27 protein-coding genes and 1 tRNA gene are annotated in these 26,827 nt (G+C 42.8%); 25 read left to right on the top strand and 3 right to left on the bottom strand.

What is annotated here, in order from left to right; all coding sequences use genetic code 11:
• The first annotated feature begins 2 nt into the window (after nt 1-2).
• Both NUW02_02330 and NUW02_02325 read left to right on the top strand, forming a co-directional pair.
• Nucleotides 3-893 (top strand): hypothetical protein, encoded by an 891-nt coding sequence (locus tag NUW02_02330; GenBank protein MCR4274864.1) that lies wholly within the window; start codon nt 3-5, stop codon nt 891-893.
• Nucleotides 894-1,573: 680 nt separating this feature from the next.
• On the top strand, nt 1,574-2,530 hold the full coding sequence (locus NUW02_02325) for a tRNA-dihydrouridine synthase (protein ID MCR4274863.1): 957 nt from the start codon (nt 1,574-1,576) through the stop codon (nt 2,528-2,530).
• 21 nt (nt 2,531-2,551) lie between these two features.
• Here NUW02_02325 and NUW02_02320 read toward each other — a convergent pair whose 3' ends face one another.
• Entirely contained in the window at nt 2,552-2,836 is a 285-nt protein-coding gene (locus tag NUW02_02320) for a helix-turn-helix domain-containing protein (GenBank protein ID MCR4274862.1), read from the bottom strand.
• Nucleotides 2,837-2,997: 161 nt separating this feature from the next.
• Between NUW02_02320 and dnaX the strand changes: the two genes are divergently transcribed.
• The 4 genes from dnaX (at nt 2,998) to NUW02_02300 (ending at nt 5,823) form a co-directional block, all read left to right on the top strand.
• Entirely contained in the window at nt 2,998-4,029 is a 1,032-nt protein-coding gene (gene dnaX / locus NUW02_02315) for a DNA polymerase III subunit gamma/tau (protein ID MCR4274861.1), read from the top strand.
• Between the two features lie 12 nt (nt 4,030-4,041).
• Nucleotides 4,042-5,091: a quinone-dependent dihydroorotate dehydrogenase gene (locus NUW02_02310; GenBank protein ID MCR4274860.1), complete on the top strand. Its 1,050-nt coding sequence runs from the start codon at nt 4,042-4,044 to the stop codon at nt 5,089-5,091.
• Between the two features lie 139 nt (nt 5,092-5,230).
• A tRNA-Gln gene (locus NUW02_02305) sits at nt 5,231-5,301 on the top strand.
• Between the two features lie 30 nt (nt 5,302-5,331).
• Complete coding sequence (locus tag NUW02_02300) at nt 5,332-5,823, top strand: GNAT family N-acetyltransferase (protein MCR4274859.1); 492 nt, start codon at nt 5,332-5,334, stop codon at nt 5,821-5,823.
• A 2-nt stretch (nt 5,824-5,825) separates the two neighbouring features.
• On the opposite strand, the gene NUW02_02295 is transcribed toward NUW02_02300, so the two are convergent.
• A complete protein-coding gene (locus tag NUW02_02295) occupies nt 5,826-6,740 on the bottom strand; it encodes a sortase (GenBank protein ID MCR4274858.1) in 915 nt (304 codons plus the stop codon).
• A gap of 82 nt (nt 6,741-6,822) precedes the next feature.
• On the opposite strand from NUW02_02295, the gene NUW02_02290 reads away from it, so the two are divergent.
• From NUW02_02290 to NUW02_02265, 6 genes are read left to right on the top strand one after another with little or no spacing between them, the layout of a single operon-like run.
• The gene (locus NUW02_02290; protein MCR4274857.1) at nt 6,823-7,431 is read left to right on the top strand and encodes a hypothetical protein; all 609 of its coding nucleotides are present in this window, start codon (nt 6,823-6,825) and stop codon (nt 7,429-7,431) included.
• A 6-nt stretch (nt 7,432-7,437) separates the two neighbouring features.
• A complete protein-coding gene (locus NUW02_02285) occupies nt 7,438-8,202 on the top strand; it encodes an HAD-IIB family hydrolase (GenBank protein MCR4274856.1) in 765 nt (254 codons plus the stop codon).
• 30 nt (nt 8,203-8,232) lie between these two features.
• Entirely contained in the window at nt 8,233-8,577 is a 345-nt protein-coding gene (locus NUW02_02280; GenBank protein ID MCR4274855.1) for a phosphomannose isomerase type II C-terminal cupin domain, read from the top strand.
• The gene (locus NUW02_02275; GenBank protein ID MCR4274854.1) at nt 8,564-9,736 is read left to right on the top strand and encodes a glycosidase; all 1,173 of its coding nucleotides are present in this window, start codon (nt 8,564-8,566) and stop codon (nt 9,734-9,736) included. Before NUW02_02280 ends, NUW02_02275 begins: the two co-directional genes overlap by 14 nt.
• A gap of 6 nt (nt 9,737-9,742) precedes the next feature.
• On the top strand, nt 9,743-11,650 hold the full coding sequence (locus tag NUW02_02270; protein ID MCR4274853.1) for a hypothetical protein: 1,908 nt from the start codon (nt 9,743-9,745) through the stop codon (nt 11,648-11,650).
• 44 nt (nt 11,651-11,694) lie between these two features.
• Entirely contained in the window at nt 11,695-11,943 is a 249-nt protein-coding gene (locus NUW02_02265; GenBank protein ID MCR4274852.1) for a GIY-YIG nuclease family protein, read from the top strand.
• A 4-nt stretch (nt 11,944-11,947) separates the two neighbouring features.
• Here NUW02_02265 and NUW02_02260 read toward each other — a convergent pair whose 3' ends face one another.
• The gene (locus NUW02_02260; protein ID MCR4274851.1) at nt 11,948-12,577 is read right to left on the bottom strand and encodes a hypothetical protein; all 630 of its coding nucleotides are present in this window, start codon (nt 12,575-12,577) and stop codon (nt 11,948-11,950) included.
• A gap of 83 nt (nt 12,578-12,660) precedes the next feature.
• On the opposite strand from NUW02_02260, the gene NUW02_02255 reads away from it, so the two are divergent.
• The 13 genes from NUW02_02255 to NUW02_02195 all read left to right on the top strand — a co-directional run bounded on the left by NUW02_02255 (nt 12,661) and on the right by NUW02_02195 (nt 26,784).
• Complete coding sequence (locus NUW02_02255) at nt 12,661-13,638, top strand: CAP domain-containing protein (protein ID MCR4274850.1); 978 nt, start codon at nt 12,661-12,663, stop codon at nt 13,636-13,638.
• Nucleotides 13,639-13,777: 139 nt separating this feature from the next.
• Entirely contained in the window at nt 13,778-14,434 is a 657-nt protein-coding gene (locus tag NUW02_02250; GenBank protein MCR4274849.1) for a hypothetical protein, read from the top strand.
• Nucleotides 14,435-14,637: 203 nt separating this feature from the next.
• Nucleotides 14,638-15,114 (top strand): hypothetical protein, encoded by a 477-nt coding sequence (locus NUW02_02245; GenBank protein MCR4274848.1) that lies wholly within the window; start codon nt 14,638-14,640, stop codon nt 15,112-15,114.
• Nucleotides 15,115-15,204: 90 nt separating this feature from the next.
• The gene (locus tag NUW02_02240) at nt 15,205-15,405 is read left to right on the top strand and encodes a hypothetical protein (protein MCR4274847.1); all 201 of its coding nucleotides are present in this window, start codon (nt 15,205-15,207) and stop codon (nt 15,403-15,405) included.
• 155 nt (nt 15,406-15,560) lie between these two features.
• Nucleotides 15,561-17,351 carry a translational GTPase TypA gene (typA, locus tag NUW02_02235; protein ID MCR4274846.1) on the top strand — a complete coding sequence of 597 codons (1,791 nt, stop codon included), beginning with the start codon at nt 15,561-15,563 and terminating at the stop codon, nt 17,349-17,351.
• A gap of 156 nt (nt 17,352-17,507) precedes the next feature.
• Nucleotides 17,508-19,028 (top strand): DEAD/DEAH box helicase, encoded by a 1,521-nt coding sequence (locus NUW02_02230; GenBank protein MCR4274845.1) that lies wholly within the window; start codon nt 17,508-17,510, stop codon nt 19,026-19,028.
• A gap of 163 nt (nt 19,029-19,191) precedes the next feature.
• Nucleotides 19,192-19,389, top strand: a complete 198-nt coding sequence (locus NUW02_02225) for a cold shock domain-containing protein (protein ID MCR4274844.1) — start codon at nt 19,192-19,194, stop codon at nt 19,387-19,389.
• 166 nt (nt 19,390-19,555) lie between these two features.
• Complete coding sequence (locus tag NUW02_02220) at nt 19,556-20,836, top strand: DUF4147 domain-containing protein (protein MCR4274843.1); 1,281 nt, start codon at nt 19,556-19,558, stop codon at nt 20,834-20,836.
• A gap of 7 nt (nt 20,837-20,843) precedes the next feature.
• Entirely contained in the window at nt 20,844-23,279 is a 2,436-nt protein-coding gene (gene ppsA / locus NUW02_02215; protein ID MCR4274842.1) for a phosphoenolpyruvate synthase, read from the top strand.
• A gap of 6 nt (nt 23,280-23,285) precedes the next feature.
• Nucleotides 23,286-24,308, top strand: coding sequence for an NAD(P)-binding domain-containing protein (locus NUW02_02210; GenBank protein ID MCR4274841.1), 1,023 nt, complete (start codon nt 23,286-23,288; stop codon nt 24,306-24,308).
• Nucleotides 24,305-25,459: a hypothetical protein gene (locus NUW02_02205; protein ID MCR4274840.1), complete on the top strand. Its 1,155-nt coding sequence runs from the start codon at nt 24,305-24,307 to the stop codon at nt 25,457-25,459. Before NUW02_02210 ends, NUW02_02205 begins: the two co-directional genes overlap by 4 nt.
• 2 nt (nt 25,460-25,461) lie before the next feature.
• On the top strand, nt 25,462-25,935 hold the full coding sequence (locus NUW02_02200; protein ID MCR4274839.1) for an FKBP-type peptidyl-prolyl cis-trans isomerase: 474 nt from the start codon (nt 25,462-25,464) through the stop codon (nt 25,933-25,935).
• A gap of 222 nt (nt 25,936-26,157) precedes the next feature.
• Nucleotides 26,158-26,784: a TMEM175 family protein gene (locus NUW02_02195; GenBank protein MCR4274838.1), complete on the top strand. Its 627-nt coding sequence runs from the start codon at nt 26,158-26,160 to the stop codon at nt 26,782-26,784.
• Nucleotides 26,785-26,827 lie beyond the last annotated feature (43 nt).

Below are 26,827 nucleotides of genomic sequence, written 5' to 3'. Positions count from 1 at the left end.
GTATGTTTCGGCGGTTTACATCAGAACGTGTTCGGAAGCTTCGGCGCAAACGCTTTGTTGTGTTTTCAGTTATATACACACTTCTGGTGTTTTCATTATTTTTATTTCTTTGGCAACTGTCATACGCGAACTTTCTCCAAATTAACAATGTATCCATTGAAGGAGCAAAAACAGTAGCACGTGCTGATGTGTTTGGTGCGGTGAGTGATACCTTGACTGGCGCATACGGACACATATTTTCAAAACGAAATATTTTTTTGTATCCACGCGCAGAAATACAAAAAAGTATACTTACCAGGTTTCCTATTCTAAAAAAGGTGTCTATTGGTGTTGAGAATGGGCACAAACTCGCTATTCACCTTGAAGAACGGAAAGGAGTTGCTGTTGTGTGCCAATTAGTGGGTGATGTACCAACACCCACAACAGAAGAATGTTATTTTATTGATGACACTGCGTTTGTGTTTATCACAGCCCCTCATTTTTCAGGCACATCGTATATTACCTACGAGTTGAACATGATGGCGGTGCCACTCGGAACATATGCCCTTACACTTGAAGAATTTTCTCTCTTTCGCTCACTCATTACAGCTCTTGGAAAACTATCTATGCGTGTTACACATCTTCGTATAGAAGGAAACGATATTGAAGTATCACTTACGACGCCACATCGAGACACCCTTCGATTGTTGGTAAAAAGAAGTAACTCATATGACGAAGTGCTCACTAATCTCACAACAATTATTGAATCAGATGATTTTAAAAAAGCAGGTGGAATTATGGGTGTTGAATATATAGATCTTCGTTTTGGTAACAAGGTTTTTTACAAAGAGAAAGAACACAAGGAACAAGCTCCGTCTCTGTTAGAAGTTACTCCAGAGTTGCAATCTCTCTAACATAGAGAAAGGCCCTCTTGCGAGGGCCTCTGGGTTTGGTGTGCGTTGTGGGGTCGGTTAGCGTGTTCCGAGAACTCCTTGATGGAGACGGCACCTGGCTAGGGTTATCCGAAGCGCCTCTGCGGCCTTGGCCTTCGCTGCGGCCTTCTTCTCCTTCTTGGTGCGTGCCTCGTCAATTTCCTTTCGTCTCTCTCTCCCCGATTTTTTGAAACCCATTATCAACTGTCTCCCGTGTTCTCACACCTCGTTATTGGGGTGTGTAGTACACAAACGAGCGTCTTTGAAACAAAAAAGAACGGCAATTGAAAACTGTACCATTTGAGGCATCTGTAGGCAATGCCATGGTTGGGAAACAAAAACCGGCACACGTATGTGCCGGCGGCAGAGCTCTCATTACTTGAGCTCTTGCTCAGCCCAACCCTTCGGCTTCATCCGCGCGTAGATGGCCGCGTAAGACTGACAGATGTTCGGATCAAGGCCTGACGCCTCACTTTTTGGTATTGCTCTGAATATTGCAAGAGCAAGCCCATCGCCCGAGTGATACTTCGCCCAGTGCTTGTCACCGGCCTCAACTGCCCAAGAGGGTAGTTCGGATAAATCCATCGGAATCTCCTCTCCATAAATCTGCTGGAAATACTACTCCTTGTGAGACATGCTCGCAAGTGATAGGTTTCTTGTATATGTCTTTTTGGAAAAAACTCCCACAACCATTCTTTTGTCTTGCCCCAATGGCGGATGTAACTGACCCCGCGTTCCGGCGGATTATTGGGAAGTATGGAAAACTTGATGTCTTGTGGACCGAGTTTGTTTCTGCAGACGGGTTATTCCGTGGAGGATATGATGCGCTGGTACATGATCTTGAGTACTCAGAAGGTGAGCGACCAATCGTTGCACAATTTTTCACTTCAACGCCTGAGTATATGGAAAAGGCTGGAGCGCTTGCACGCGAGCTCGGGTTTGATGGTGTTGATATCAACATGGGGTGTCCTGATGATGGTGTGTGTAAGCAAGGCGCAGGTGCCGCACTTATGAAGGAATCACAACTTGCCCAAGAACTTATTCTTGCTCTCAAACAAGGGGCAAAAGATATTCCTGTGTCGGTAAAAACACGCATAGGATACACAACCAATGAATTGGAGACATGGTTGCCGACACTTCTTGAAACACACATTGATGCAATTACCATTCATGCCCGCACAAAAAAGGAAATGTCAAAAGTACCAGCACGGTGGGACACTATTGCACAAGCAGTTGCAATTCGAGATGAGTTTGAAAAGGAAAGCAAACACGAGACGCTTATTATTGGGAATGGAGATGTGGTTGATATGAACGATGCGCGAGAAAAAGTAATTACGTACGGCCCTGACGGAGTGATGTTTGGTCGTGCTATTTTTGGAAATCCATGGCTTGGGTCTGACTCACCTCGGCCAGGGTTGTCTGAGCGTCTCACTGTTCTTGCCGAGCATACAAAACTTTTTGATGAATTATGTGGCAAGAGGAAATCCTTTGCGTTGATGAAGAAACACTTCAAATCATATCTTCAGGGTGACGGATATGACAAAAAAATTCTTCTCAAACTCATGGATGCTCGAACTGCCGGTGAGGCACTTGATGTAATACAAAAGTTTTTAAAATAAGCCCACCCTCCCACACAAGTTCTATAATTCTATTGAATTATAGAACAAAAGAAACTCCCTTCCCTTGTTTGTAAGGGAGTGGATAATAGTGTGTCCTTGATATTTTTTTGAGACAAGCCCTGCACGATGCATTTTTTGCACATGTTGGCTGGCATTTTTGTAGTCAGTATTGAGATACTCAGCAATTTCTTCAAGTGTCTGGTCAGTTATGCTATCTAATCGCAAAAGAGTACGAATGCGGTGATGGTGAGCAAGACCACGAGTTAATAGCTCCAGATATTTTATTTTTTGTTCGTACTCAATCATATTTTTGATGATGCCTATTTAACTATGCCAGAGTTAAAGAAATTCTAAAATTCTATAAATCTATAGAATTATCGAACAAAAGATTTTTATATAGTACTTAAAATAGACGACAAAAGTACGGGGGTGTGCGGTTTTAAAACACTGGTATAATGTCTCTATATATGAACAATGTAGCCCTGTATAGAAAATATCGCCCACAAGAGTTTGAGGAGGTTCGCGGGCAAGACCATGTGGTTAAGGCACTTCAGGGTGCCCTTGAACAAAAACACATTGGACACGCCTATCTTTTTACAGGTGGACGGGGAACAGGTAAAACATCCGTTGCGCGTATTTTTGCTCGTGCGGTGGGGACACAGGACACAGATCTTTATGAAATTGATGCAGCAAGTAATCGCGGTGTTGATGATGCACGAGCTCTTCGAGATGCGGTTGCCACACTCCCATTCAACTCTCCCTACAAGGTATACATCATTGATGAAGCACACATGCTTACGAAGGAAGCATCAAATGCCTTACTTAAAACTCTTGAGGAACCACCTGCACACGTTATTTTTATTCTTGCAACAACGGAACTCCATAAAATTCTTGATACGATTGTTTCTCGATGTGAGGTACACACCTTCAAACAACCAACGCGTCAGATATTGAAAGATCATGTTGCTACCATTGCAAAAAAAGAAGGCTTTACTCTTGAACATGCAGCAGGGGATTTGATTGCACTTCTTGCTGAAGGATCGTTTCGTGACGCGAATGGCATTCTGCAGAAAATTTTGTACGCCTCCAAAGACAAAAAAGTGAGCGTTAAAGAGGTATCGCTCATTACATCAGCTCCTCGTGGTGAGTATGTAAATGATATTGTGTTGTCACTTCACACGGGCGATCCCAAAAAAGGACTTGATGCATTACAGAAAGCATCACATGAAGGTGTGGATATGAATGTATTGAGCAAACTTCTACTAGAGAAATTACGTGCAGTTTTATTGTTGCGGTATGCCCCAGATATGAAAAAACAGTTTGGTGAAGAATTTTTGGCGGAAGACATCACTCTTTTGGAAGAATGTGCTAATGCACAACCTCCGCATATTACATCAGCAACACTCTTGCGATTTCTTGATGTACACACGGCTATCTCCCGCGCGTATCTTCCACACCTACCACTTGAACTTGCGATTATTGATTCCACAAAAAAATAATTTAGCTGGTGTATGTCGTTCTATAAATTACTTTTAAAACCAATACTTTTTCAACTTGACCCTGAAAGGGCCCACGATGTCATGGTTGCTTTCGGTGAGTGGTTTGGTCGTTTTGACGTATCTCGGGCCTTGGTGCGTGGTATATACGGCTACAGGGGCCCGGATATCTCAAAGACGGTAGATGGCATCGTATATAGAACCCCATTCCTCTTATCTGCGGGCCTTGATTACAACGGTCGTCTCACGCGCATTCTTCCCTCAATTGGACTTGGTGGGGAAGAGGTGGGTTCGGTTACTGCCCGAGTATGCGAGGGAAATCCAAAACCTAGACTCACACGACTTATTCGTTCACAAAGTATTTTGGTAAACAAAGGACTTCGCAATGATGGTGTTGATGCAATTATCAGACGACTACAATCTTGTCCACGCGAAAAAGAGTACGTGATTGGTATAAGTATTGCTCGAACAAATGACAAGCAGGCCGCAAGTATTGAAGACGGCATTGCTGACTATGTGTATTCTTTACAACAACTTGTTCACGCAGGCGTTGGTGATTATTACACAATTAATATTTCATGTCCGAATGCATCTGGTGGAGAAACATTCACCACATCAGAACTTCTTGGAGCACTTCTGTCGGAATTGAAAACAATTCAACACTCAAAGCCAATGTATATAAAAATGCCCATCAATATTCCGTGGCATCTTTTTGAAAAGCTCCTTACTATTATTGACGAATTTGGACTTTCGGGTGTTGTTATAGGAAACGTCAATAAAGACTATACTTCGTTGACACATAGGGACGAGGCACCAGAAAAATATGTGGGCGGTTTAAGTGGGAAGCCGTGTCAACAACTCTCAACAGAGCTGATTCAAAAAACACGTGAGCGATTTGGTAATCGATTCACCATCATTGGATGCGGAGGAGTTTTGTCTCCCGAGTTGGCATTAGAAAAGTTTGATGCTGGTGCAGATTTGGTCCAGATGATTACAGGACTTATTTTTGAAGGACCATCATTGGTGAAGCGAAGTTGTTGTGCATACGCACAGAGACTTGGCTAAAGAGGTTTTAAAAGATATAGTGTCTTCAATTGCTGGGTCGGGCTAATGCTCCCGATTTCTTAATCTCGGAGAGATTGTTGAAATCGCAGTGCAAGCGAGGCCTTTGGCCGAGTCGTAGTAGGATACAACTGAATAAAACTCCGGGATCGTCTAATGGTAGGACATCAGGTTTTGGTCCTGAGTATTGGGGTTCGAGTCCCTATCCCGGAACAAATATTAAAGGTGCCTGACCCCAATTTTATGCAATTTTCTACACCAGAAGAGATACAACAAAAACAGCTAAAACGACGTCCTGCCGAAGAACAAGATTATGAATTTGCCCGTCAAGTCCACCATGCCTCTTATCGCGATGTTGTAGAAAAGCAGTTTGGCAGCTGGGATGAACAAAAGCAGGACAAATTCTTTCGGTCAGCGTGGGAAAGTTCTCCTCATGAGCTCATTTATTGCAACGGCGAGCCCTGTGGATATTTTTCGATGCACGAAACCGATGATGCAATTCAACTTCATGAGCTAGTACTACTCCCAGAGTTTCAGGGGCAAGGCATAGGGAGTGAGATTCTGAAGGAATCTCTTGAACAGGTAAGGGCGAAACATAAACCCGTCCGACTTCAGGTCTTGAAAAAAAACAAGGCGGCGAATCTGTATCGTCGTATGGGTTTCAAAGAAACCGGAGAAACCGAAACGCACATCGAAATGGAGTTTAATCCACACAACTCAACTCATCACGGTTGATACTACTCCACAGCATCAGTGAACACCACCAACCTTTGGCTAAAACTTAATTGGCCCGCAATCCATGTGCCGTCACAGGTAATGAGGTTAAGGTGAGCGTCGTTATCGGTCGCGGTAAAAACATCGGTAGCGTCCGCTGATGGATCATAATTGCGGATTTTGCGAACAACAAATGTGGTGGTTTTTCCTTTGTCGTTTAGAACAGACAGCGTGTCTCCCACACGCAACTCATTCAGCGTATAAAACACACCCGGTTTTGTCATCACACCTCCGCGTATTTGGGCGACATGTCCAGTAACAACAGCAACACCACTTTCCCCAGGACGTACACTTCCCGTAAACCACCCAATATCAACAACATTGTTTGGTATTTCCATTGCTCCATCGGGGGTAAGACCATTGTATTGAAAACCAGCATCAACATTGAGTTTTGGAATGGTGAGACGTACCGGCAATCCACTTTCTCTGTTCGTGGTTGCTGTTTTGGCTGGTGTGTTTAGTGTTTGTGTTGGGGCAGTCGTTGTTCTAGTCGTTGTTCCAAGAGCGATTTGTGAGCGCAGTTTGTCAATAAGATTTTGTAGTAGAGCTATATTCATACTCTCTCGTGAGAGGGGACCAAAATAACCAACTGAAGGATAAATGTTTAATGATGCTTGCCACGCACTAAGGGCGGTCCTTGTCAGAGGACCAAAGTAATCGGTCGGGGTAGAAATTTTTAGAAAACCTCCAGTAATTAAAAATTGTTGTAGAGCAGATACGTCAGTTCCAGATGCTCCGACAGTTAAGTCACGTGCAAAGGTAACACCTACTGTGGGTAGGACGGGCGAGAGAGTTTCTCCATGTGCACTACTTCCAATCACAGAAACACAAAGGAGCAATGCACTAAACCATACTTTGTTTGATACTTTCATTGTCATACCATTATGACACATATTTCAAGATGTTTGTACATCGAAGTCAAAAGTATGTAGGATTTTAGTTGTTTGATACAATTAGTGTATGAAAATAAAAAAAGTCGTTAAAGGTATTGAGGTTAAGCGGGCATTTGTTGTTTCCGATTTTATTAGTGCAAAAAAGGACAGGAGGAAACACCTTACGCATGTTCCACAAAGTATTTTTCTAGAGAAATTAAAAAATGCCAAAAAGAAAGCGTTAAAACTAAAAAAAGCTCAACTTGATAGAATTATAAAAAATGAGTATAAAAAAAGACTTGTCGCATACGACACAAGCACGTGGTGTCTAGCTGAAATGAAAACAAGTGAAATGGGCGTATGGAAAAAAGCTGGAGGCTTACCATTATCGTGGGCAAGTGGTTCTCTTGCCGAAACTGCGCGAAAAGTAAAGTACGCACTGAATCATAACCCAAAACTTCTGAAAAAGAGGTCGCGATACAGTATTCCAAATATGATAAAGACAAATACGCATCTTCTACAAAAAGAAAAATACTTACTACCAATTGTTTTTAAACATGGAACAGGTACAAAAGGGCGGAAAGGATTACAAAGACGACTGAAGGGAGATATTGATGATGGATGTATGCGATCTATTGCATTGGCCATCAGCGGTAAAAAAACTATTAAGGTATATTTTGGTTTTCCAAAAGAATAAACACCCATGCCCCCAGCACAACTCATCGCGTTTGATATTGACCAAACACTTACAGAATCAAAAACAACCATTGATACAGAAATGGCGGGGCTTTTACTGCGCCTTGTGAAAGAAAAACGTATCGCGATTGTATCTGGAGCTCCGTTGTCACAATGTCTTGAACAAGTAGTGAATAAAATAGGATGTACACCAGAAGAGTTACAAAATGTTTCTATTATTCCAACGAATGGTGCAGCGCTCTATACATACTCAGACGGATGGCACGCTGTGTATGAAGAGCTTCTAACGCTCGAAGAAAAAAAATCTATTCTCGATGCATTTGAGCAAGCATTTGTTGCTACTCATTTTGAAAAAGAAAACCCAGACGCACGAGGACCAATTATTGAAGATCGAGGGTCACAGATAACTTTTTCAGCCCTTGGAAGCAACGGCCCCCTTGAACTCAAAATGAAGTGGGACCCTGATTTTTCAAAACGAAAAGCAATGGTTGCAGTTATAACTCCACTTCTCTCGGGTTTTTCAATCAGTATGGGGGGTGCGACGTCAATTGACGTCACTCGTAAAGGAATCACAAAAGCAATGGGACTTTCTCGTTTAGCAGCACACCTCCACATATCCCTACAAGACGTCTTATATGTCGGCGACGCTCTTTTTCCTGGCGGTAATGATTCCTCGGTCACGTCCCTCGGTGTCCGGACAGCCTCCGTTGCAATTCCAGGTCTTGACGACACGAAGGCCCTTCTCAAGGGCTGGTTTACCGACCTTGTGTAATATACTAAAATAACAGGGTATACTAGTGGTATGCAAAAACCATTTGACACACAACGTCCGTGGGGCTCATTTCGTGAATTTACAACAGGTGAACCAGTCACCGTGAAATTGTTGTTTGTTCGTCGGGGGGAAGAGTTGAGCTTACAGCGTCACATAAAACGTAGTGAATTTTGGCGTATCATTTCGGGAACGCCGCATGTTATCGTCGGAGAAAATGAAACAGACGCGCATGCCGGAGACGAATTTGACGTTCCCGCAGGCACAGAGCACAGAATCTCAGCATCTAATAATGACGTGGAATGTTTGGAAATTTCATACGGTATGTTTGATGAAAATGACATTGTTCGTGAACAAGATAAATATGGCCGTGCATAAGAAAAAAGAAATAGTAACAAAAAAAACAAAGCGAACTATTTTGTCGCGTGTGCCTAAGCGTCGTGTGGCCCCAAAGAAAAAACTAACGACATCAAAAAAACGTACAGCAAAGCGTGTACTAAAGGTTGTGCATGCGAAAAAAGGAAGTCCACTGACTCTTGTGCGTCACAAAAACAACCCTATCATTGCACCGTCGCAGTATTTTTGGGAATCAAAGTGGGTGTTTAATCCGAGTGCAATTCTTTATGATGGAAAAGTACATCTTGTGTACCGTGCGGTTGGCGGTAGTGATGTGTCTATGGTTGGGTATGCACACAGTTCTGACGGATTTACTATTGATGGACGGTATCCTGAACCAGCGTTTTATCATCGTAATAAACCCGCGGGTGATCATTCAGAATTCAAGATTCCATATTCGTCCGGCGGTGGATTCTGCGGAGGTTCAGAAGACCCGCGCATTACACTTATTGGTGACCGTGTGTACCTACTCTTTACAGCATTTGATGGTTGGAGCTCTATCCGTATTGGAATGACATGGCTTGAACTTCCTAATTTTCTTAGTCGCATTTGGAAATGGAAAAAACCTGTTTTTATTTCTCCTCCAAATGAAGTACACAAAAATTGGTTACTGTTTCCAGAAAAAATTAATGGTAAGCAGGCAATTTTACACAGTATTTCTCCAGAGGTGTCTGTTGCATATGTAGATTCTCTCGATGAATTTGATGGAAAAAAGTTTATCAAGAGTGAATATAAGAGTGGGGCACGTCGCAGGTCGTGGGACAACTGGATTCGTGGTGCGGGTCCATCACCAATAAAAACAGAACACGGGTGGCTCCTTCTCTACCACGCAATGGACGTGAATGACCCAAATCGCTATAAGCTCGGTGCAATGCTTCTTGACCTTACAAACCCTGAAAAAGTACTCTACCGTTCGTCACAACCAATTCTTGAACCAGATGAGTGGTACGAGAATGAAGGTTTTAAGGCGGGCGTTATTTATGCAAGCGGTGCGGTTATTAAAGACGGGCTCTTATTCGTATACTACGGGGGAGCAGATACGGTGTGTTGTGTTGCCGTTGCTGATATAAAAAAGTTTCTTAAAGCACTCATGACAACAGGAACACCATCACTTTCACGAAAGAATAAGACCTCGAGATAGATTTTCATGTTTACTGTTACACGTTCTCCGCATAACCCAATACTTAGCCCTATCAAACATAATCCATGGGAGGCGTTTGCGACGTATAACTGGTGTCCAACTGAATATCGTGGTAAAACGGTCGCACTCTATCGAGCGCTGTCGGAAAAGATTTTTTATGAGGGTGCTCACATGCACATTTCAACCATTGGTGCAGCACATAGCACCGATGGAATACATTTTCCTATTCGAGAACAACTGATTACCCCCGAGCATGACTGGGAGAAATTTGGCTGTGAAGACCCTCGGGTGACAAAAATCGGACAAACGTACTATATTTTTTACACGGCCCTCAGCACCTATCCTTTTTCATCGGACGGTATCCGTGTTGCTGTTGCAACATCAAAAGATCTTAAAACGATACAATCAAAACATCTCGTCACACCGTTTAATGCCAAAGCGATGGCACTCTTTCCAGAAAAAATAAACGGAAAGTATGCTGTTATTTTTTCTGCGCATACCGATAGTCCTCCAACAAAAACAGTCATTGCCACATGCAGTCGTCTTGAAGAGTTGTGGTCTCCCGAATACTGGGAGGCGTGGAATGCAAACAGTGAGTCTCGGGTGATTGAGTTGACTCACCGAAGTGGTGATCACACTGAAATCGGGGCTCCCCCCATTAAAACATCAAAGGGGTGGTTGCTTATTTATTCCCACATTCAACACTATGGTAAAGACAATATGGTGTTTGGCATTGAGGCCGCACTTTTAGACCTGAAAGACCCACGAAAGGTACTTGGGCACACACAGGGTCCGCTCATTACACCAGAAGAAACATATGAAAAATATGGCCAGGTTATGAATATTGTTTTTCCTTCCGGTGCTATCGTCAAAAAAGGACTTCTCCATATTTATTACGGTGCTACTGATACGACGTGTTGTTGTGCCACGGTTAACTTGAAGCATCTATTGAATAGTATGGAACATGGAGCCACAGATAATCTTGTGGTTCGATTTGATTCAAACCCAATTATCTCGCCGTCACAAAATGCATGGGAGAAGAAAGCAACATTTAATCCTGCGGCGGTGTATATAAAAAGGAAGACGCATATTTTGTATCGCGCCATGGGGGATGATAATACGTCGGTGATTGGGTATGCCTCGAGTACAGACGGAGAAACAATTGATGAGCGATTGACCGAGCCCGCATATGTGCCACGAGAATCATTTGAGCAAAAAGGTGTTCCTGGAGGAAATTCAGGATGTGAAGACCCGCGCATAACACACATAGGAAAAACACTCTACATGTGTTACACCGCGTACAATGGAATACAAGCACCGTCCGTTGCTATTACACAGATACAAGAGTCAGATTTTTTGGCTCACCGGTGGAAGTGGTCATTACCACAAATCATTACACTAGAGAATGTAGATGATAAAGATGCTTGTCTTTTTCCGGAAAAAGTTGACGGTAAGTATCTTGTTTTTCATCGAATGGACAATATGATATCTGCAGATTTTATTGAATCACTCACGTCCATTAGTGAGCGACTGCCAAATCGAGTACAAATTTTAGCCCCCCGTCCTGGAATGTGGGATGGTCAAAAAGTGGGTATCGCGGCACCACCTGTAAAAACAAAGGCAGGATGGCTCCTGTTCTATCATGGAATCTCCGAGTCAAACACATACCGCTTAGGTGCGGTTCTCTTAGACCCTAAAAATCCAACTGAAATACTATCACGAACTGCGGCGCCAATTTTACAACCGCACGAATGGTACGAAACGAAGGGGCAAGTTCCGCGTGTTGTTTTTCCGTGTGGCGCCGTTGTACGAAAAGGTACCGTGTATATTTATTATGGAGGAGGAGATTCTATTGTTGCTGGAGCGAGGGTTTCATTGAAGAAACTTCTTGAAATACTCACAGTGTCGGTATAAAAAAATTTGTAACACTGCGTTCTTTTGTTTGCATTCTATACACAATGACGCACTTTGTTTACATAGTCACATGCGCCGATTCAACTCTGTATATTGGGTGTACAAATAACCTTGAAAAAAGGATTCGAGAACACAACACATCAAAAGGTGGTGCACACTACACAAAAATACGCAGGCCAGTCACGTTGGTGTATTCTGAAAAATTCAAAACACTCGCACAAGGTCGTGCTCGGGAAGCGGAGATAAAAAGATTTTCACGAGGTAGTAAGTTAGCGCTGATTACCAAAAAATAAATTTCTATTTTCGTTTTGGTTTTGTATACTCAGTTATTTTTCCCGCCTCTATTTCAACAGAATCAGCACGTCGAAGTGCGTGTATCATTTTTTTGTTGAGAATTGTACTGTGTGGTGAACGAATGATTTCATCTTCAATATTCCACATATCGCGATTAGAGGTGAGCCAATCATCTTCAAATTGCAACATATTAAAAGGTTCTGAATATCTCCGAAGTGTTTTGGCGCCGCTATCAATAAAGTATTCATTGAAGTAGGACATAACAAGTTCTCGCACGGTTTTATATACTGGGTCCCTATATCGCAACACAGCATGATTTGTTTTACTCAGTGCGCCCCAATGACCGTTTTCTTTAAAAAGTGCCACCACGTGGTCCGTGTCATTATTGGGCGTTTCAAGGTCAAGGAGAAAAGGGTGTTGCCCGTGGTACCACAAGGCAGCCGCCGCGAGAATAGCGCCTTCAAGGCAGTGTGCCGTGTTGTGCTTGAGCGCTTCCCGCGGAGAACGGCAGGTGCTCCTACGTGGCTCAAAATTAAAAGGAATTGTATCAAGAAAATCCTGTATTTTTGCAGGGGTATTGATTTTTTTAAATATCACAAACTCCGTGCGTAACGTTTTTGGAAACTGTTGCATACTACTAGTGTAAATCATTGTTTTTGAAATGGTATAGCCAGCACACACCTTTCAAAATAGGTATGTGCTGGCTATACTGGTGTATGAGAATCAAACGCATACTAGTACTTCTTTTTATTCTTGCGCTCTCTCTGGCGGTCTTTTTGTATCGTGCAGACAGTGTTGCCATTATTGAACCACTTGTTGGTACAAAAGTCGGAGGCATACTTCTTGAAATAAAAAATAAGGCACATTCTGCAAATGAGGCAGTACAAAATAAAATCAAAGACACTGTTGAAGTATTTTTACCTAGAACTGAAGAAACACAAAACACAAGTCAAACAAAAACTCAAGAACCAACACCGCCCGCTGTACCAGAAACAACAAAGCCACAAACAAATGAAAATACAAATGTATCTGAACAGTTAACAGTTGTTGGAACTATTTCTCAAACAAACCAGTATCGACAGCAACAAGGTCTATCACAACTTTTACAGAATTCTCGTTTAACCCTTTCGGCGCAGATGAAGATAAATGACATGTTTGCTGGTCAGTATTTTGAACATGAATCACCGTCGGGTATTGGGTCGGATGATTTGGCACGCTCAGTTGGGTATGCCTATCTTATGATTGGGGAAAATCTGGCACTCGGTGATTATGAGAGTGATTTTGAATTAGTGGAAGGTTGGATGAATTCGCCGGGGCATCGAGAGAATATTTTGAATTCAAAATATACAGAAATTGGCGTGGCGATTAAAAAGGGACTATTTAATGGAGAAGCAGTATGGTTGGCGGTGCAAGAATTTGGTCGGCCAACGTCTGATTGTCCAGAAGTAAGCATCACCCTCAACAATCAGATTGAAGCAAGCCAGCAATTACTTTCTGAGCTTGAACAAAAATTATCGGACATGCTTGACGATATAGAGGCGACAAAACCAACTCGCGGTTCTGTGTATACACAGAAAGTTGATGTATACAACACACTCGTGCACCAGTACAATGTGTTTGTTGAGCAATCAAAAAATGACGTTGCAACGTATAATGCGCAAGTGAAAGCACACAACACCTGCGTACAAGAATAGTTCTTTATTTTGACAAATATATATTTTGTATTCCCGTATTTTTTGTTCGTACTAGATGTAACGCTTCCAGTGCGGTATCATATACTAGTAGTAAGTCCGCATATTAGCGGACACTAATTTATACATAATATTATTGTTTATGCAAAAAAAATCGTATAAAAAAGCATTTGTGGCATTTGCACTAGCACTTATTTTGGGTGTTGGTCTTTTTAGTACACTGAACGTGAAGTATGTTCACGCAGAGTCGGACAATTCAAATTCGGTAGCAAATATTGAGCAACTTCAAAAGACCCTCGAATCGTTGCTACAGAGGTTAATTGAACTTCTGACAAATCAACTCGCACTTCTCAGCAGAGGGGAAAACAATTCAAATGATGACTCAAATGATGACTCAAATGATGACTCAGATGATGATTGTGCAACGAGTACAACAAACACATCAGGACTTACTGAACTTGAAGCAAAAGTCTACACCAATGAAACTCTCATTAAGGTTGAGTTCAATGGTACAAAAGATCTCTTCACAACAAGTTCAACAGTACGAGCAGATATTATTGAGGATGTTCTTGCGGAATACAGCACACTAACTCTTACTCAAGTTGAGGATGAGCTTGTTATTGAAACAGAGAACCGCGTAAGTCGTGCAAGTGACAAGACGTGGGCAAACGGCGTCAATGACGGTATTGATGATTGTAGTGACGGTGACGACGACGATGATGACGACGATGATGATGACGATGATGACGACGACGATGATGACGACGACGATGATGATGACGATGATGACGACAACTAATCATCTCGTATAATCAACAAAAGCCCCGACCACAGTGGAGGGGCTTTTGTTTTCTGGGATTAAGAAATACAACCCAGCACATAATAGTTTGGGTAATCCCTATGTGTTGGGTATACTTATCTAGAGCAAAACATTAACAAATAAAAATAAAATTAACGTCGCGCTTTAGCGGACAGTTGCGCGACACGATTTTGTGAAATCGTATGAAAAAAATATTTTACATTGTTATTGGCCTCGTAATTCTTTCTGGAGTGTCGTATGTGATTTTTTCTTCGCGTACACAAGAACCAATTACTCCTGAAGATGAAAATCAAAATACAGATGACGGACGAGTTCGCGCACCTGCAGAAGTTGCGCTTGGGGTAGGAAAGACTGGGGAAGGTGCGGGGCTTTCCCTGACACTCAATAAGGTGGTATCAGATAGCCGTTGTCCTACCGACGTACAGTGTATTTGGGCAGGCGCAGTTACTGTTGATGTCACACTCCAAAGTGGAACTGAAAAAACAACAGTAACCATGGTAGAAAATGAGCAACCGGTCACTTTTGCGGGCTACCGCGTCTCACTACTCTCGGTTACACCCACTCCAAAATCGACCATTAGTATCAACCCACAAGAGTATGTAGTGACCTTCTATATAGCTCCTATCCTTGGTATCAACCCCTTGCCGGAGAACATGTAGGTAGTGTATACAGAACCAATAAAGTGGTGTTTTGCGTTTTATGGGTTTTATGGTACTATTGGGGAAGTATTAGTCACTAATAACAATTACATGGCAGAACTTAAAGCACTTTGCATGAAGTGTCGACAAAAAGGTAAGGAGCACCAAATGCAAGTAATGACGGATATAAATGTCTTGGAAAAGGAAGGAAAGGGTGGAGCAAAAAAATATTCCGCAAAAGGTAAGTGTGCGGTCTGCGGAACAGGAATGTTCAAATTCCTCTCTAAGGAAGACGCGGCAGCACTCAAATAACAAACTAAAAATACCCCGCCTTTGGCGGGGTATTTTTGTTTCTATCAAAGGACCCACAGAAAGGGTGCTTTGACGCATTGGTGTAAAGAGCGTATAGTGTAGCAGTACCCGCCGGGCGGGATTTTTTTATCCCGCTAAAGAATACCCACTTTCATATGGAAATCAGAAATATCGCAATAATTGCACACGTGGACCACGGCAAGACAACTCTTACCGACGCACTCATGCGCCAAACAGGTGCCACCAAAGAGGGTGTCTCCATGGACTCAAATACACTTGAACTAGAGCGTGGTATTACTATTTATGCAAAAAATGCATCACTGATGTACAAGGGTACAAAAGTGAACATTGTTGACACACCAGGACACGCCGACTTTGGTTCTGAGGTTGAACGAGTGTTGCGCTCCATTGACTGCGTGCTTCTTGTTGTTGATGCGCAGGAGGGTCCAATGCCTCAGACACGTTTTGTACTTAAGAAATCTCTCGAGCTCGGACTCAAGCCAATTGTCGTTATTAACAAAATTGATAAACCAGCGGCTGACCCAGCTCGTTGTCACGATGAAGTGCTGGAATTGTTTATGGAGCTCGGCGCAGCAGAAAACCAGCTTGATTTTCCTGTTGTGTATGCGATTGGACGAGCAGGAATTGCAAAGAAAAATTTAGAGGATGATTCTCAAGATTTAATGCCACTTCTTGATGTTATTCTTGAACATGTGCAACCAGCATCGTCTCCTGAAAAAAACCAACACCCACTTCGTCTTCAGTCATTTAACCTTGCATACGACAATTTCCTTGGGCGTATGGCCGTTGCACGTATTTATGAAGGTGAAATTGCGCCAGGAATGAATGTGTTTGTTAAAAAACCAGATGGGACAACACGTGCAGGTAAGATTACCTCCGTGTTTACCTTTGAGGGTCTTGCTCGAGTTGAAGCAAAAAGTGCTCGTGCAGGTGACATTGTGATTGTTGCAGGTCTTCCTGATATTGATATTGGAGAAACTATCACCTCAGACGCTGACGCTGGACCACTTCCAGCAATTGCCGTTGATGAGCCAACAATTGTATTGCAATTTTTGGTCAATAATTCTCCTTTTGCGGGTAAAGACGGCCAATATGTGACGTCACGACAAATACGTGAATACTTGGAACGAGAAATTGAGGTGAATGTTGGATTGAAAATTGATTTTTCTGGAAATGATAGTTTTAAAGTATATGGACGTGGAGAATTGCATATTGCGATTCTTCTTGAAAATATGCGACGTGCGGGATATGAAGTACAAGTATCTCAACCACACGTCATCATTCGTGAAGAAAACGGTGTAAAAAGTGAACCGTTTGAAGAAGTGGTCATTGATGTACCGAATGAATTTCAAGGAAGTGTTATTGATCGTTTGAGTAATAGAGGTTTCATATTGAAAGGTATACTTCAAGAACACGGAGGTCTTACCTCCCGAATTATTTTTGAAGGTCCAACACGGGGTCTTCTTGGGTATCGAAACCAGTTTGTTATTGATACAAAAGGGGAGGGAATTCTTGCCTCTCATGTACTCGGGTTCAAACCGTATGCTGGAGAAATAAAACGAAAGGCCGTTGGTTCTATGATTTCTATGGTATCAGGAAAATCAGTTGCCTTTTCATTGTGGGGTTTACAAGATCGAGGAGTACTCTACATTGGTCCTGGAGTTGAGGTGTACGAAGGAATGGTTGTTGGAAACACGTCAAAAGGAGAAGAAATGCCAGTGAACCCAACTAAAGGAAAACAACTCACCAACATGCGCGCGTCGGGTACCGATGAGGCAATTATTCTTTTTCCACCACTGGAAATCAGTATTGAGCGTGGTCTAGAGGTCATCAATGAAGACGAATATTTAGAAATTACTCCCAAAAACGTTCGCATTCGCAAACAATATCTTTCTGAACTAGATCGAGCAAAAGCTCGTCGGTAGGTGTGTTTGTTGACAAAGGTGAGTATCTAGGATATAGTGACCTCAGGTAACTATTCTCATTAGTTTTGTGTAGGGCTTTGTCCCACACGCGAGGTGTCACTATTTTTATTACAGACCTCATAAAGAACTGGCGAGACACTGGTCATCGCAATCTTTATGTTTCAAAAAAACTCAAGTAATTCTTCGCGTCCGCGAGGTTCTCGATCTGTAGGTGGTCGTACTCGCTCATTTTCACGTCCTTCAACATCTCGTCCAGGAGGGCACTCTTCACATGCTCCAAGTGCATCTGGTGCCCGCACAGGTGGTCATCTGTATGTGCGTCCTGCATCTGCACCTTCACCACATCGTCCTCACAACTATGCACCACGCCCAAGCGGTGTGTCATCTTCCGCATATTCTCAGGAGCCACGCCAGTACGGTGCTCGTCCTTTTGCGTCTCATGCACATGGACCACGCCCAGCTGGATACACACCACGTGTAGGAGGGCGTTCTTCTTCTCATGTGTCCTATGGTCGTCCTCCACAAAAAGGAGGATTTCGTCGCGGTCCACAAGGAGGGAGTCGTGGCCGTGGAGAGCGAATTGATTTCAATCGTTTCATCAACAAGGCCGTTATTACTGAAAAGGTAGAACACTTTATTCCAGAACACCGTTTTGATGATTTTAAAATTTCAGGAGCTTTAAAACAAGCCATCGTCTCAAAAGGATACGAATTTCCAACACCAATTCAAGATAGAATTATTCCCCACATTCTTAATGGGTCGGACGTCGTTGGTATTGCAAATACAGGAACAGGGAAAACTGCAGCGTTTCTCATTCCACTTATTGAGAAAATAAGCACTCGTCCAGTTGAAAAAATTCTCATTATGGTACCCACCCGAGAGCTCGCGCTTCAAATTGATGAAGAGTTTAAAGGATTTGCGCGTGGTATGCGACTTTTTTCAGTGTGTTGTGTTGGGGGTATGAGCATCGGCAAGCAGATTTCTGATTTACATCGCCAACACAATGTGATTATTGGAACCCCGGGTCGTTTGAAAGACCTCATTGCCCGAGGAAAAATTAGTCCTGCACAATTTGCCACAGTGGTACTTGACGAAGCTGACCGAATGCTTGATATGGGATTCATCAATGATATGAAGTTTATTATGGGTAAAATGCCCACACCTCGCCACACACTTTTCTTCTCAGCAACACTCTCGGGTGATATTCAAAAACTTATTAAAGATTTTCTTGTTGAACCTGTTTCTATTTCTGTAAAAACACAAGAAACAGCCCAAGGTGTTGAGCAAAATATTATACGAGTTGCCCCAGGTGCAGACAAATTGGATATTCTGCATGACCTCCTCAATAAAAAAGAGTTCAGTAAAGTATTGATTTTTGGACGCACAAAGCACGGCGTTGAAAAACTTTCACAAAAACTTATTGAACGAGGATTTAAAGCAGAATCAATTCATGGAGATAAAAATCACGCACGACGTCAACGTGCACTCCGCTCATTCAAAGAAAATCATGTGCAAGTTCTCGTTGCAACAGATGTTGCAGCTCGAGGTCTTGATATTGCTGACATCACACACGTCATCAATTATGATTTGCCACAGACGTTTGACGACTACATCCACCGCATAGGACGAACGGGCCGTGGAAGTAAAACAGGCAACGCGTTAACATTTATAGAATAGCCACAGGTCAAGATGACTAACTATGGCTTGAAATAAGGCCATATTGACGAGCCACAGAAGGCGTTGCAAAAAGTGTTGACATAAGATACACTAGTCTGGTGCGAGATGCAGAAATAAAGTCGAGTTTCTCGCTATTGAGTAGTCTTAAATATATCAAATCAATATGAACGGAGTTATCAAAACTCTTACAGATCGAGGATTTGGATTCATTTCTCGCGAAGGCGAAACAAAGGACCTTTTCTTCCACTCTAAGGAATTGAACGGCGTTACGTTTGAAGAATTGAAGGTTGGCGATGTTGTCTCCTTTGATGTTGTAGACGGGGAGAAGGGCCCTGCAGCAACAAACGTATCACGCGCATAAGCGTCGTGAAGAAAAACCATCCCGCCAAGGCGGGGTGGTTTTTCTATTATATGAGGTCATACAGCTATCCGTGGTATTTTTAGATCCTGCTTGGTACACTGAGAGTACACACAAGTATTCGTCGCGCTTTAATTGACACTTGCGCGACGCGATTTTGTGAAATCGCATGAAAATAAAGAATTTTGAGCAATTAGCGACCACACCACAGCGAACCGACGCACTTTCAATTTTAGACGCCGGACTCTCTGCGATTGATACACGAGCGGTAATTCAGAAAACCGTTTTTATAGAAGGGGGAGTGCTTCATGCTGCTGATGGTTTATATACACTCTCTGACTTTGATCGTGTGCGTGTTGTAGGGGTCGGTAAATGCTCTGTTGAGGCCGTGCGTACTTTTGAAGAAGTGCTAGGAGACGTATTGACTGACGGAATGGCTATAGATATTGTGCCCGGTACCTCTCAAACAGGGAGAGTTTCTTTTTTTGTTGGCACTCATCCGCTTCCTACACAGGCAAATGTTGATGCAACTGCAAAGCTATTAACATTTTTAGATTCGTGTACATCACGGGATCTTGTTTTGGTAGTTATTTCAGGCGGTGGTTCAACACTTCTTTCTCAACCACCACAGTCCATGATGGTTAGCGATGAGGCACGTCTTATTACATCACTTATGGATGAGGGAGCAACGATTCAAGAAATGAACACAGTGCGAAAACATCTCTCAACGGCCCGTGGTGGGGGTTTGGCACAGCATGCGCATCCCGCAACACTTGTCGCACTTATTTTTTCTGATGTGCCCGGTGATGATGTTTCGTTTATTGCATCTGGACCGACCGTGTTGGATACAACAACAGCTATCGACGCACGGACAATTCTTAAAAAATATACTATTGAGCATGTGTCGGAATATCTTATTGAAACACCAAAAGAAAAAGAGGTTTTTGAACACACTCTCAACATCGTTGTTGTTTCAAACAGAGTTGCGCTTGAGGCGATGAAGAAAGAGGCCGTGGCACGTGGGTATTTGGCAGAGATTGTTACCACAACACTCACTGGTGAAGCGCACAACATTGCGCAGGAAACCCTAAATCGCCTGCACACGGCTCTAGAAAAAACAGTTCTATTGTTTGGTGGTGAAACAACGGTTATATCAGAAGGTCCTCACGGAGTTGGCGGACGAAATCAGGAGGTTGTTCTCGCCGGGTTTTTGGATATTCGTGATGGAGAGACGCTTATTGCATGTGCGTCTGATGGGCGTGATAATACAGATATCGCGGGTGCGATAGGTGACGCCGTTGCCCAAAGGAGAGCACACGAGCAAGGTATTTCAATCGAAGAGCACCTTGCGTCCCACAATTCCTTTCTCTTTTTTGAAAAAGTTTCGTCCCAGATTATAACAGGTAACACTGGGTCAAATGTATCAGATCTTATTATTGCATTAAAATGATATTCTCATGAACTCACGATACATTCTTCCTCTCGACGGTGTTACTCTTGCAGACGTTTCGCGCGTTGGTGGAAAAAATGCATCTCTTGGAGAAATGATTAAGGAATTAGGTGGTAAGGGTATTATGGTGCCATCAGGTTTTGTAACAACTGCGGATGCATATCGATTTTTTATGAAAGAAACAGGTATGGACACCTTTGTTGCTACAACCCTTAAAGGACTTGATACGCATAATATAAAAGATTTAGCAAAGCGTGGAGAAAAAATTCGTAAGGCGATTGTTAAAGCGAAGATGCCAAAGGAATTGCGAAGTGAAATCGCGTTTGCCTATACAGAAATGGAAAAGAAATATGGCAAAGGAGTAAGTGTTGCCGTGCGTTCAAGTGCGACCGCTGAAGATCTTCCAGGTGCGTCATTTGCTGGAGAACACGACACGTATCTCGGTATTATTGGTATTGAACGTACGGTGCTTGCGGTACAAGCAGCAATAGCATCTTTGTTTACCGACCGTGCTATTTCATATCGAGTAGATAAAGGGTTTGAACAATCAACCATTGCGCTCTCGGTAGGGGTTCAAAAAATGGTTCGCTCTGATGTTGGTGCGTCAGGGGTTATGTTTACCATTGATACGGAAACAGGTTTTAAGAATACTGTGGTTATTAACGCATCGTGGGGCCTTGGAGAAATGGTGGTACAAGGAAAAGTAACTCCTGATGAATATCTTGTGTACAAAGAAGCACGAGCAAAAGGAAAATTGCCCATCATCAACAAAGTGCTCGGTTCAAAGCTTTCAAAAATGTTGTACGGAACAGGTGGCGGTAAGAGTATCAAGCAAACAAAAGTTGTAGCAACCAAAGAAAATGAACGAGATTCGTGGGTTCTTTCTGAAATGGAGATTCGCACACTTGCGCAGTGGGGAATTGAAATTGAAAAACATTATACAGCGCGTGCGGGTGTTTGGACACCGATGGATATTGAATGGGCAAAAGATGGACGTGATGGCAAGTTATACATTGTGCAAGCACGACCAGAAACAGTACAGGCGCTACGCGACAGGGCGGTTATTGTTGAATACACACGACATGGAAATGCCCCCGTATTGTGTGAAGGAATGTCGGTGGGAAGTAAAATTGCTACAGGAAAGGCACGCGTTATTCTTTCGCCAAAACAAGCACATACATTTAAAAAAGGAGAGGTGTTGGTGACAGATATGACGGATCCCGACTGGGAACCAATTATGAAAATTGCATCGGCAATTGTAACTGATAAAGGCGGACGCACATCACACGCTGCAATTGTCTCACGTGAATTAGGTATTCCCGCGATTGTTGGTTCAGGAAACGCAACACGAAAAATAAAAACAGGAATGGACATCACCGTAGATACCACAGGAACGACGGGTGTCGTCTTTAAGGGAATTTTGCAGTTTTCCACACTGCAGCATAATATCGCGCACCTACCGAAACCAAAAACAAGTGTCATGGTAAACATCGCCTCTCCAGACCACGCATTTGAAGCGTCGTTTTTACCAGTCTCCGGTGTGGGGCTTGCGCGTGAGGAGTTTATTATTGCTTCTGTGGGCGTGCATCCCATGGCTCTCTTGGAGTACAAAAAACTTTCAAGCACACTTAAAAAACAAATTGATGCAAAGACGAGAGGGTGGGATGATAAAGTGGCGTTTTATGTTGACCGCCTTTCGTATGGTATTGCGACAATTGCTGCCGCGTTTTATCCGCGACCAGTTATTGTGCGATTTTCTGATTTTAAAACAAATGAGTATCGAACACTTCTTGGTGGAGATGCATATGAACCACAAGAAGAGAACCCAATGATTGGGTGGCGTGGTGCCTCTCGGTATTCAGATGCACGGTTTGCTCCGGCGTTTGCACTAGAGTGCAAGTCAATCAAACGTGTGCGTGATGATATGGGGTTTGATAACGTCATCCCCATGGTTCCATTTTGTCGAACTCTCAAAGAGGGTGAGCAGACACTGATGCTTATGGCACATGAGGGACTTGTGTCTGAGTATGCACAACTACAAGGACACCGACGTTCAGAAAAAGCGGTTCCGGTATACATGATGTGTGAAATTCCTTCGAACGTGCTCTTGGCAGAAAAATTTCTAGACATGTTTGATGGTATGTCTATTGGTTCAAATGATTTAACACAATTAACCCTTGGGCTTGATCGTGATGCAGGAACACTATCGTATATTGGCAATGAAAACAACGATGCGGTAAAAGACCTTATTTCAAAAGCCATTTCTGCCTGTAAGAGGCGTGGAAAGTACATTGGCATTTGTGGACAAGGACCATCTGACATTCCAGAATTTGCGCGTTTTCTTGTTCAAGAAGGAATTCAAAGTATGTCGCTGAATTCTGATGTGGTGATTAAAACTATAGATGCTATTTATAAAACAGAGCAGTCGCTCTCTAGAAACTAACATATTATGAAAGCAGTATTTTTTGGATGTTCAAAAGAACACGAGACATATCTTGTACGGCGAATGAGTGAACGTGGAATGTCCATAGAGGCGGTCTATGTACCAGAAATTCTTTCTGAAGAAACGCTCCCCCTTGCTCTTGATGCACCGATTATTTCCGTGTTCAGTGCCTCTCCTGTTTCTGAAGAAGAATTGCAAAAATTGCCGCAATTAAAATATATAGCAACACGATCAACGGGGTATGACCACATTACTATTGCCGCCACCACAAAGAGGGGCATTATTGTTTCAAATGTTCCGTCATATGGGGAAAACACAGTTGCTGAACATGCTTTTGGACTTCTCCTCGCACTATCAAAAAAGATTTTTGCAGGATTTGAACAGATTCGTGAAAAAGGTGATTTTGAATTTGAAGCATTACAGGGATTTGATCTCAAAGGAAAGACAATTGGTGTGGTTGGGGCAGGCCGTATCGGGTGTCATAGTATTGCCATTGCGAAGGGATTTGGTATGAATGTTCTTGCGTACGACCTCTTTCCTAAACCAGAATTGGCCACACAACTCGGTTTCTCATATGTTTCTCTTGATGAACTGTTGTCAAAAAGTGATGTGATAACGCTTCATGTTGCACATACTCCAGATACACACCATCTTATTAATACAGAATCAATCGCAAAAATGAAGCGTGGAGTTGTGCTCATCAACACAAGTCGTGGGGCCGTTGTGGATACTGAAGCACTCGTCAAGGCTCTCACCGATGGTCAGATTAGTGCTGCAGGTCTTGATGTGTTGGAAGAAGAGGGAATTATTCAAGATGAAATGCAATTTATCCTTTCGGGAAAAGGTGAGGGACATGATTTGCGAACAGTGCTCGCAAATCATGTGCTTATTGATATGCCGAATGTCATCATCACTCCACATATTGCCTTTAATACAAAAGAAGCCGTTGGGCGCATTTTAGAGACAACGATTGATAATATTGATGCGTTTGTGAAGGGTGCGCCACAAAATATTGTTACCGGTGTATGAGTCGTATTTCCACTATTGTTGGTACTACAGTCAAAGATTCTCGAGGAGAAGAAACGGTTTTGTGCACAGTGACACTTGCAAGTGGTAGTACGGCCAGTGCCTCGGTGCCGAGGGGAAAAAGTGTGGGGTCACATGAAGCGGTATCTGTGCCTGCAGAAATTGCTGTGAGTGTCATTAAAACTCAAATTTTTCCACGACTGATTGGACTTGATAGCGGTAATCAAAAAGAAATTGACACTATTTTGTGTGAGCTTGGTGGTGAACAAAAAAAAGAAATAGGTGGAAACACGACATTGGTTGTTTCAATTGCTGTTGCACGAGCACATGCACAAGAAATCGGAATTCCTCTGTGGAGATATCTTCGTGATAGTTCGCATATAGATACGTTTCCAAGTTTGTTCCCGCGTCCATTTGTGAATGTCATAAATGGTGGGGCGCATACAGGAAACACAAAACTGTTTCAAGAATATATTGTCGTTCCACAAGAGGATTCAGTGGATGCGTGTCTTTCATCGGCGGAGCATATTTTAAAGGAGGTTGGAAAAGAAATTCAAACTTTATATCCCGAAACACCACGAGGGGACGAGGGGGGGTATGCACTACAAACACAGAATCCACTAGAGCCTTTCTTGTTGTTGCAAAAACACAGTGGAGACAATGTTTTTTTTGCACTTGATGCTGCCGCAACAGATAGTATATACACAGATGAGGAGCGAACCACGTTGTTTGTTGAAATGTCTAATACGTTTCCACTACGATTCTTGGAAGATCCGTACGGTGAAGAATCTTTTTCTTTATTTTCAACATTACAGGAAATGCTTCCAAATGTAGTGGTTGTTGGAGATGACCTCACCACAACAAATATCACTCGTATTGCAAGGGCACATGCGGAGAGGAGTATTACAGGGGTGATTATAAAACCAAATCAAATTGGCACAGTGAGTGAGGCACTTGAAGCCGTGCGCACGGCGCGTGGGTACGGGTGGACAGTTGTTGCGTCACATCGTTCGGGTGAGACGGACGATACGTTTATAGCTGATTTTGCGTACGGGGTGGGTGCAGATGGAATAAAGATAGGTGCCCCTGTCCAGCCTGAAAGAAAAGTAAAGTATGATAGACTACGAGCTATTGAAAAAGAATTAACACCATAACTATGCACACAAAAAATATCGTTGTCGGAATTATTATTGTAGTAGCACTTATTGCACTCGTGATGTGGGGTAAGAAGGCACAGGCTCCTGTTATTCAAGGAGAAACGCCAACAACACAACAGGAGGGCATCATACGAACCATGACACCAGTACCAGGACTTACCGTTGAAGTTTTGCAGGAAGGAAGCGGACAAGAGGCAAAGGCAGGAGACGCTGTTTCAGTACATTACACAGGAACACTTACAGATGGAACAAAATTTGATTCAAGTGTTGATCGAGGGGTTCCGTTTGAATTCCAACTTGGTGTAGGGCAGGTTATTGCTGGTTGGGATGCGGGAGTTGCTGGAATGAAAATTGGAGAAAAAAGGAAGCTTACTATTGCGCCAGAATTGGGCTACGGAGCACAAGGTGCGGGTGGTGTGATTCCACCAAATGCAACACTTCTTTTTGATGTTGAACTTCTCGCAATTAAGTAGTTTGAAATCAAAAAATGTACGCACGACAAAATCGCGCTTCGGGGCCACCACCTCCAAGCGTGATTTTGTCTCGGTTGCCATTGTTGGGCATCTATTGTATGAAAAGTGGATAGGAGACATAGAAACTATTCATACCGCAGGGTATACTGTATGTATGTAATACAAATACCACCGCGCTCTTGTGTCATGTTTCAATTGCGCGGTGCGATTTTGTGAAATCGTATGAAACAAACACGCTTTGATAATCTTGCTGACGGAATTTTTGCAATTGTTATGACGCTTCTAGCACTCGAGATTCGTGTTCCAGCACTTGTTGGGGAAGTGGGCAATGCCTCTGTGTGGTATGCGGTTGTCTCTCTTACACCACATATCCTCAGTTATTCACTCAGTTTTCTCCTCCTCTTTACCTATTGGCGCGGTCACCACTCTATTGCCTCGGTTCTTGCACAAAATATTGATGCAAAACTGACAACTATTAATGCATTCTTCTTTCTACTGGTTGGGCTCGTTCCATTTTCAACGCTTCTTTTAGGAAAATATTTCTTTACACAGGCGGCCATCACCCTCTATGGTTTAAATATTATTTGTATTGGTTTGTTGTTGTATTGGATGCGGCAGTATATTATTTCATCTCCAACAATACGCAATATGGAAATGGATCCTGTGCAACTTCAACACAGCACATTGCGTATTCTCGTTCCAGTGTACATGTCGTGCATTGCAATTTTGGTGAGCTTCCTTAACGTACATGTCTCACTGTTTCTTTTTATGTTTGTCATTCTCTTTAATCTCTCTGGTCACAGTACAACACTACTTACAAAAGTATTTCCAAAAATGTTTAGTACATAGTAATGTACGACACTGGATGAAGGAGTTTATGTTCTAAAATACG

Source organism: Candidatus Campbellbacteria bacterium, from assembly GCA_024653945.1.
In the GTDB taxonomy this organism is placed as follows: domain Bacteria; phylum Patescibacteriota; class Minisyncoccia; order Phycocordibacterales; family EsbW-18; genus EsbW-18.
The sequence above is the reverse complement of the archived record's forward strand: the minus strand, read 5'-3'. Positions and strand labels throughout refer to the sequence as shown.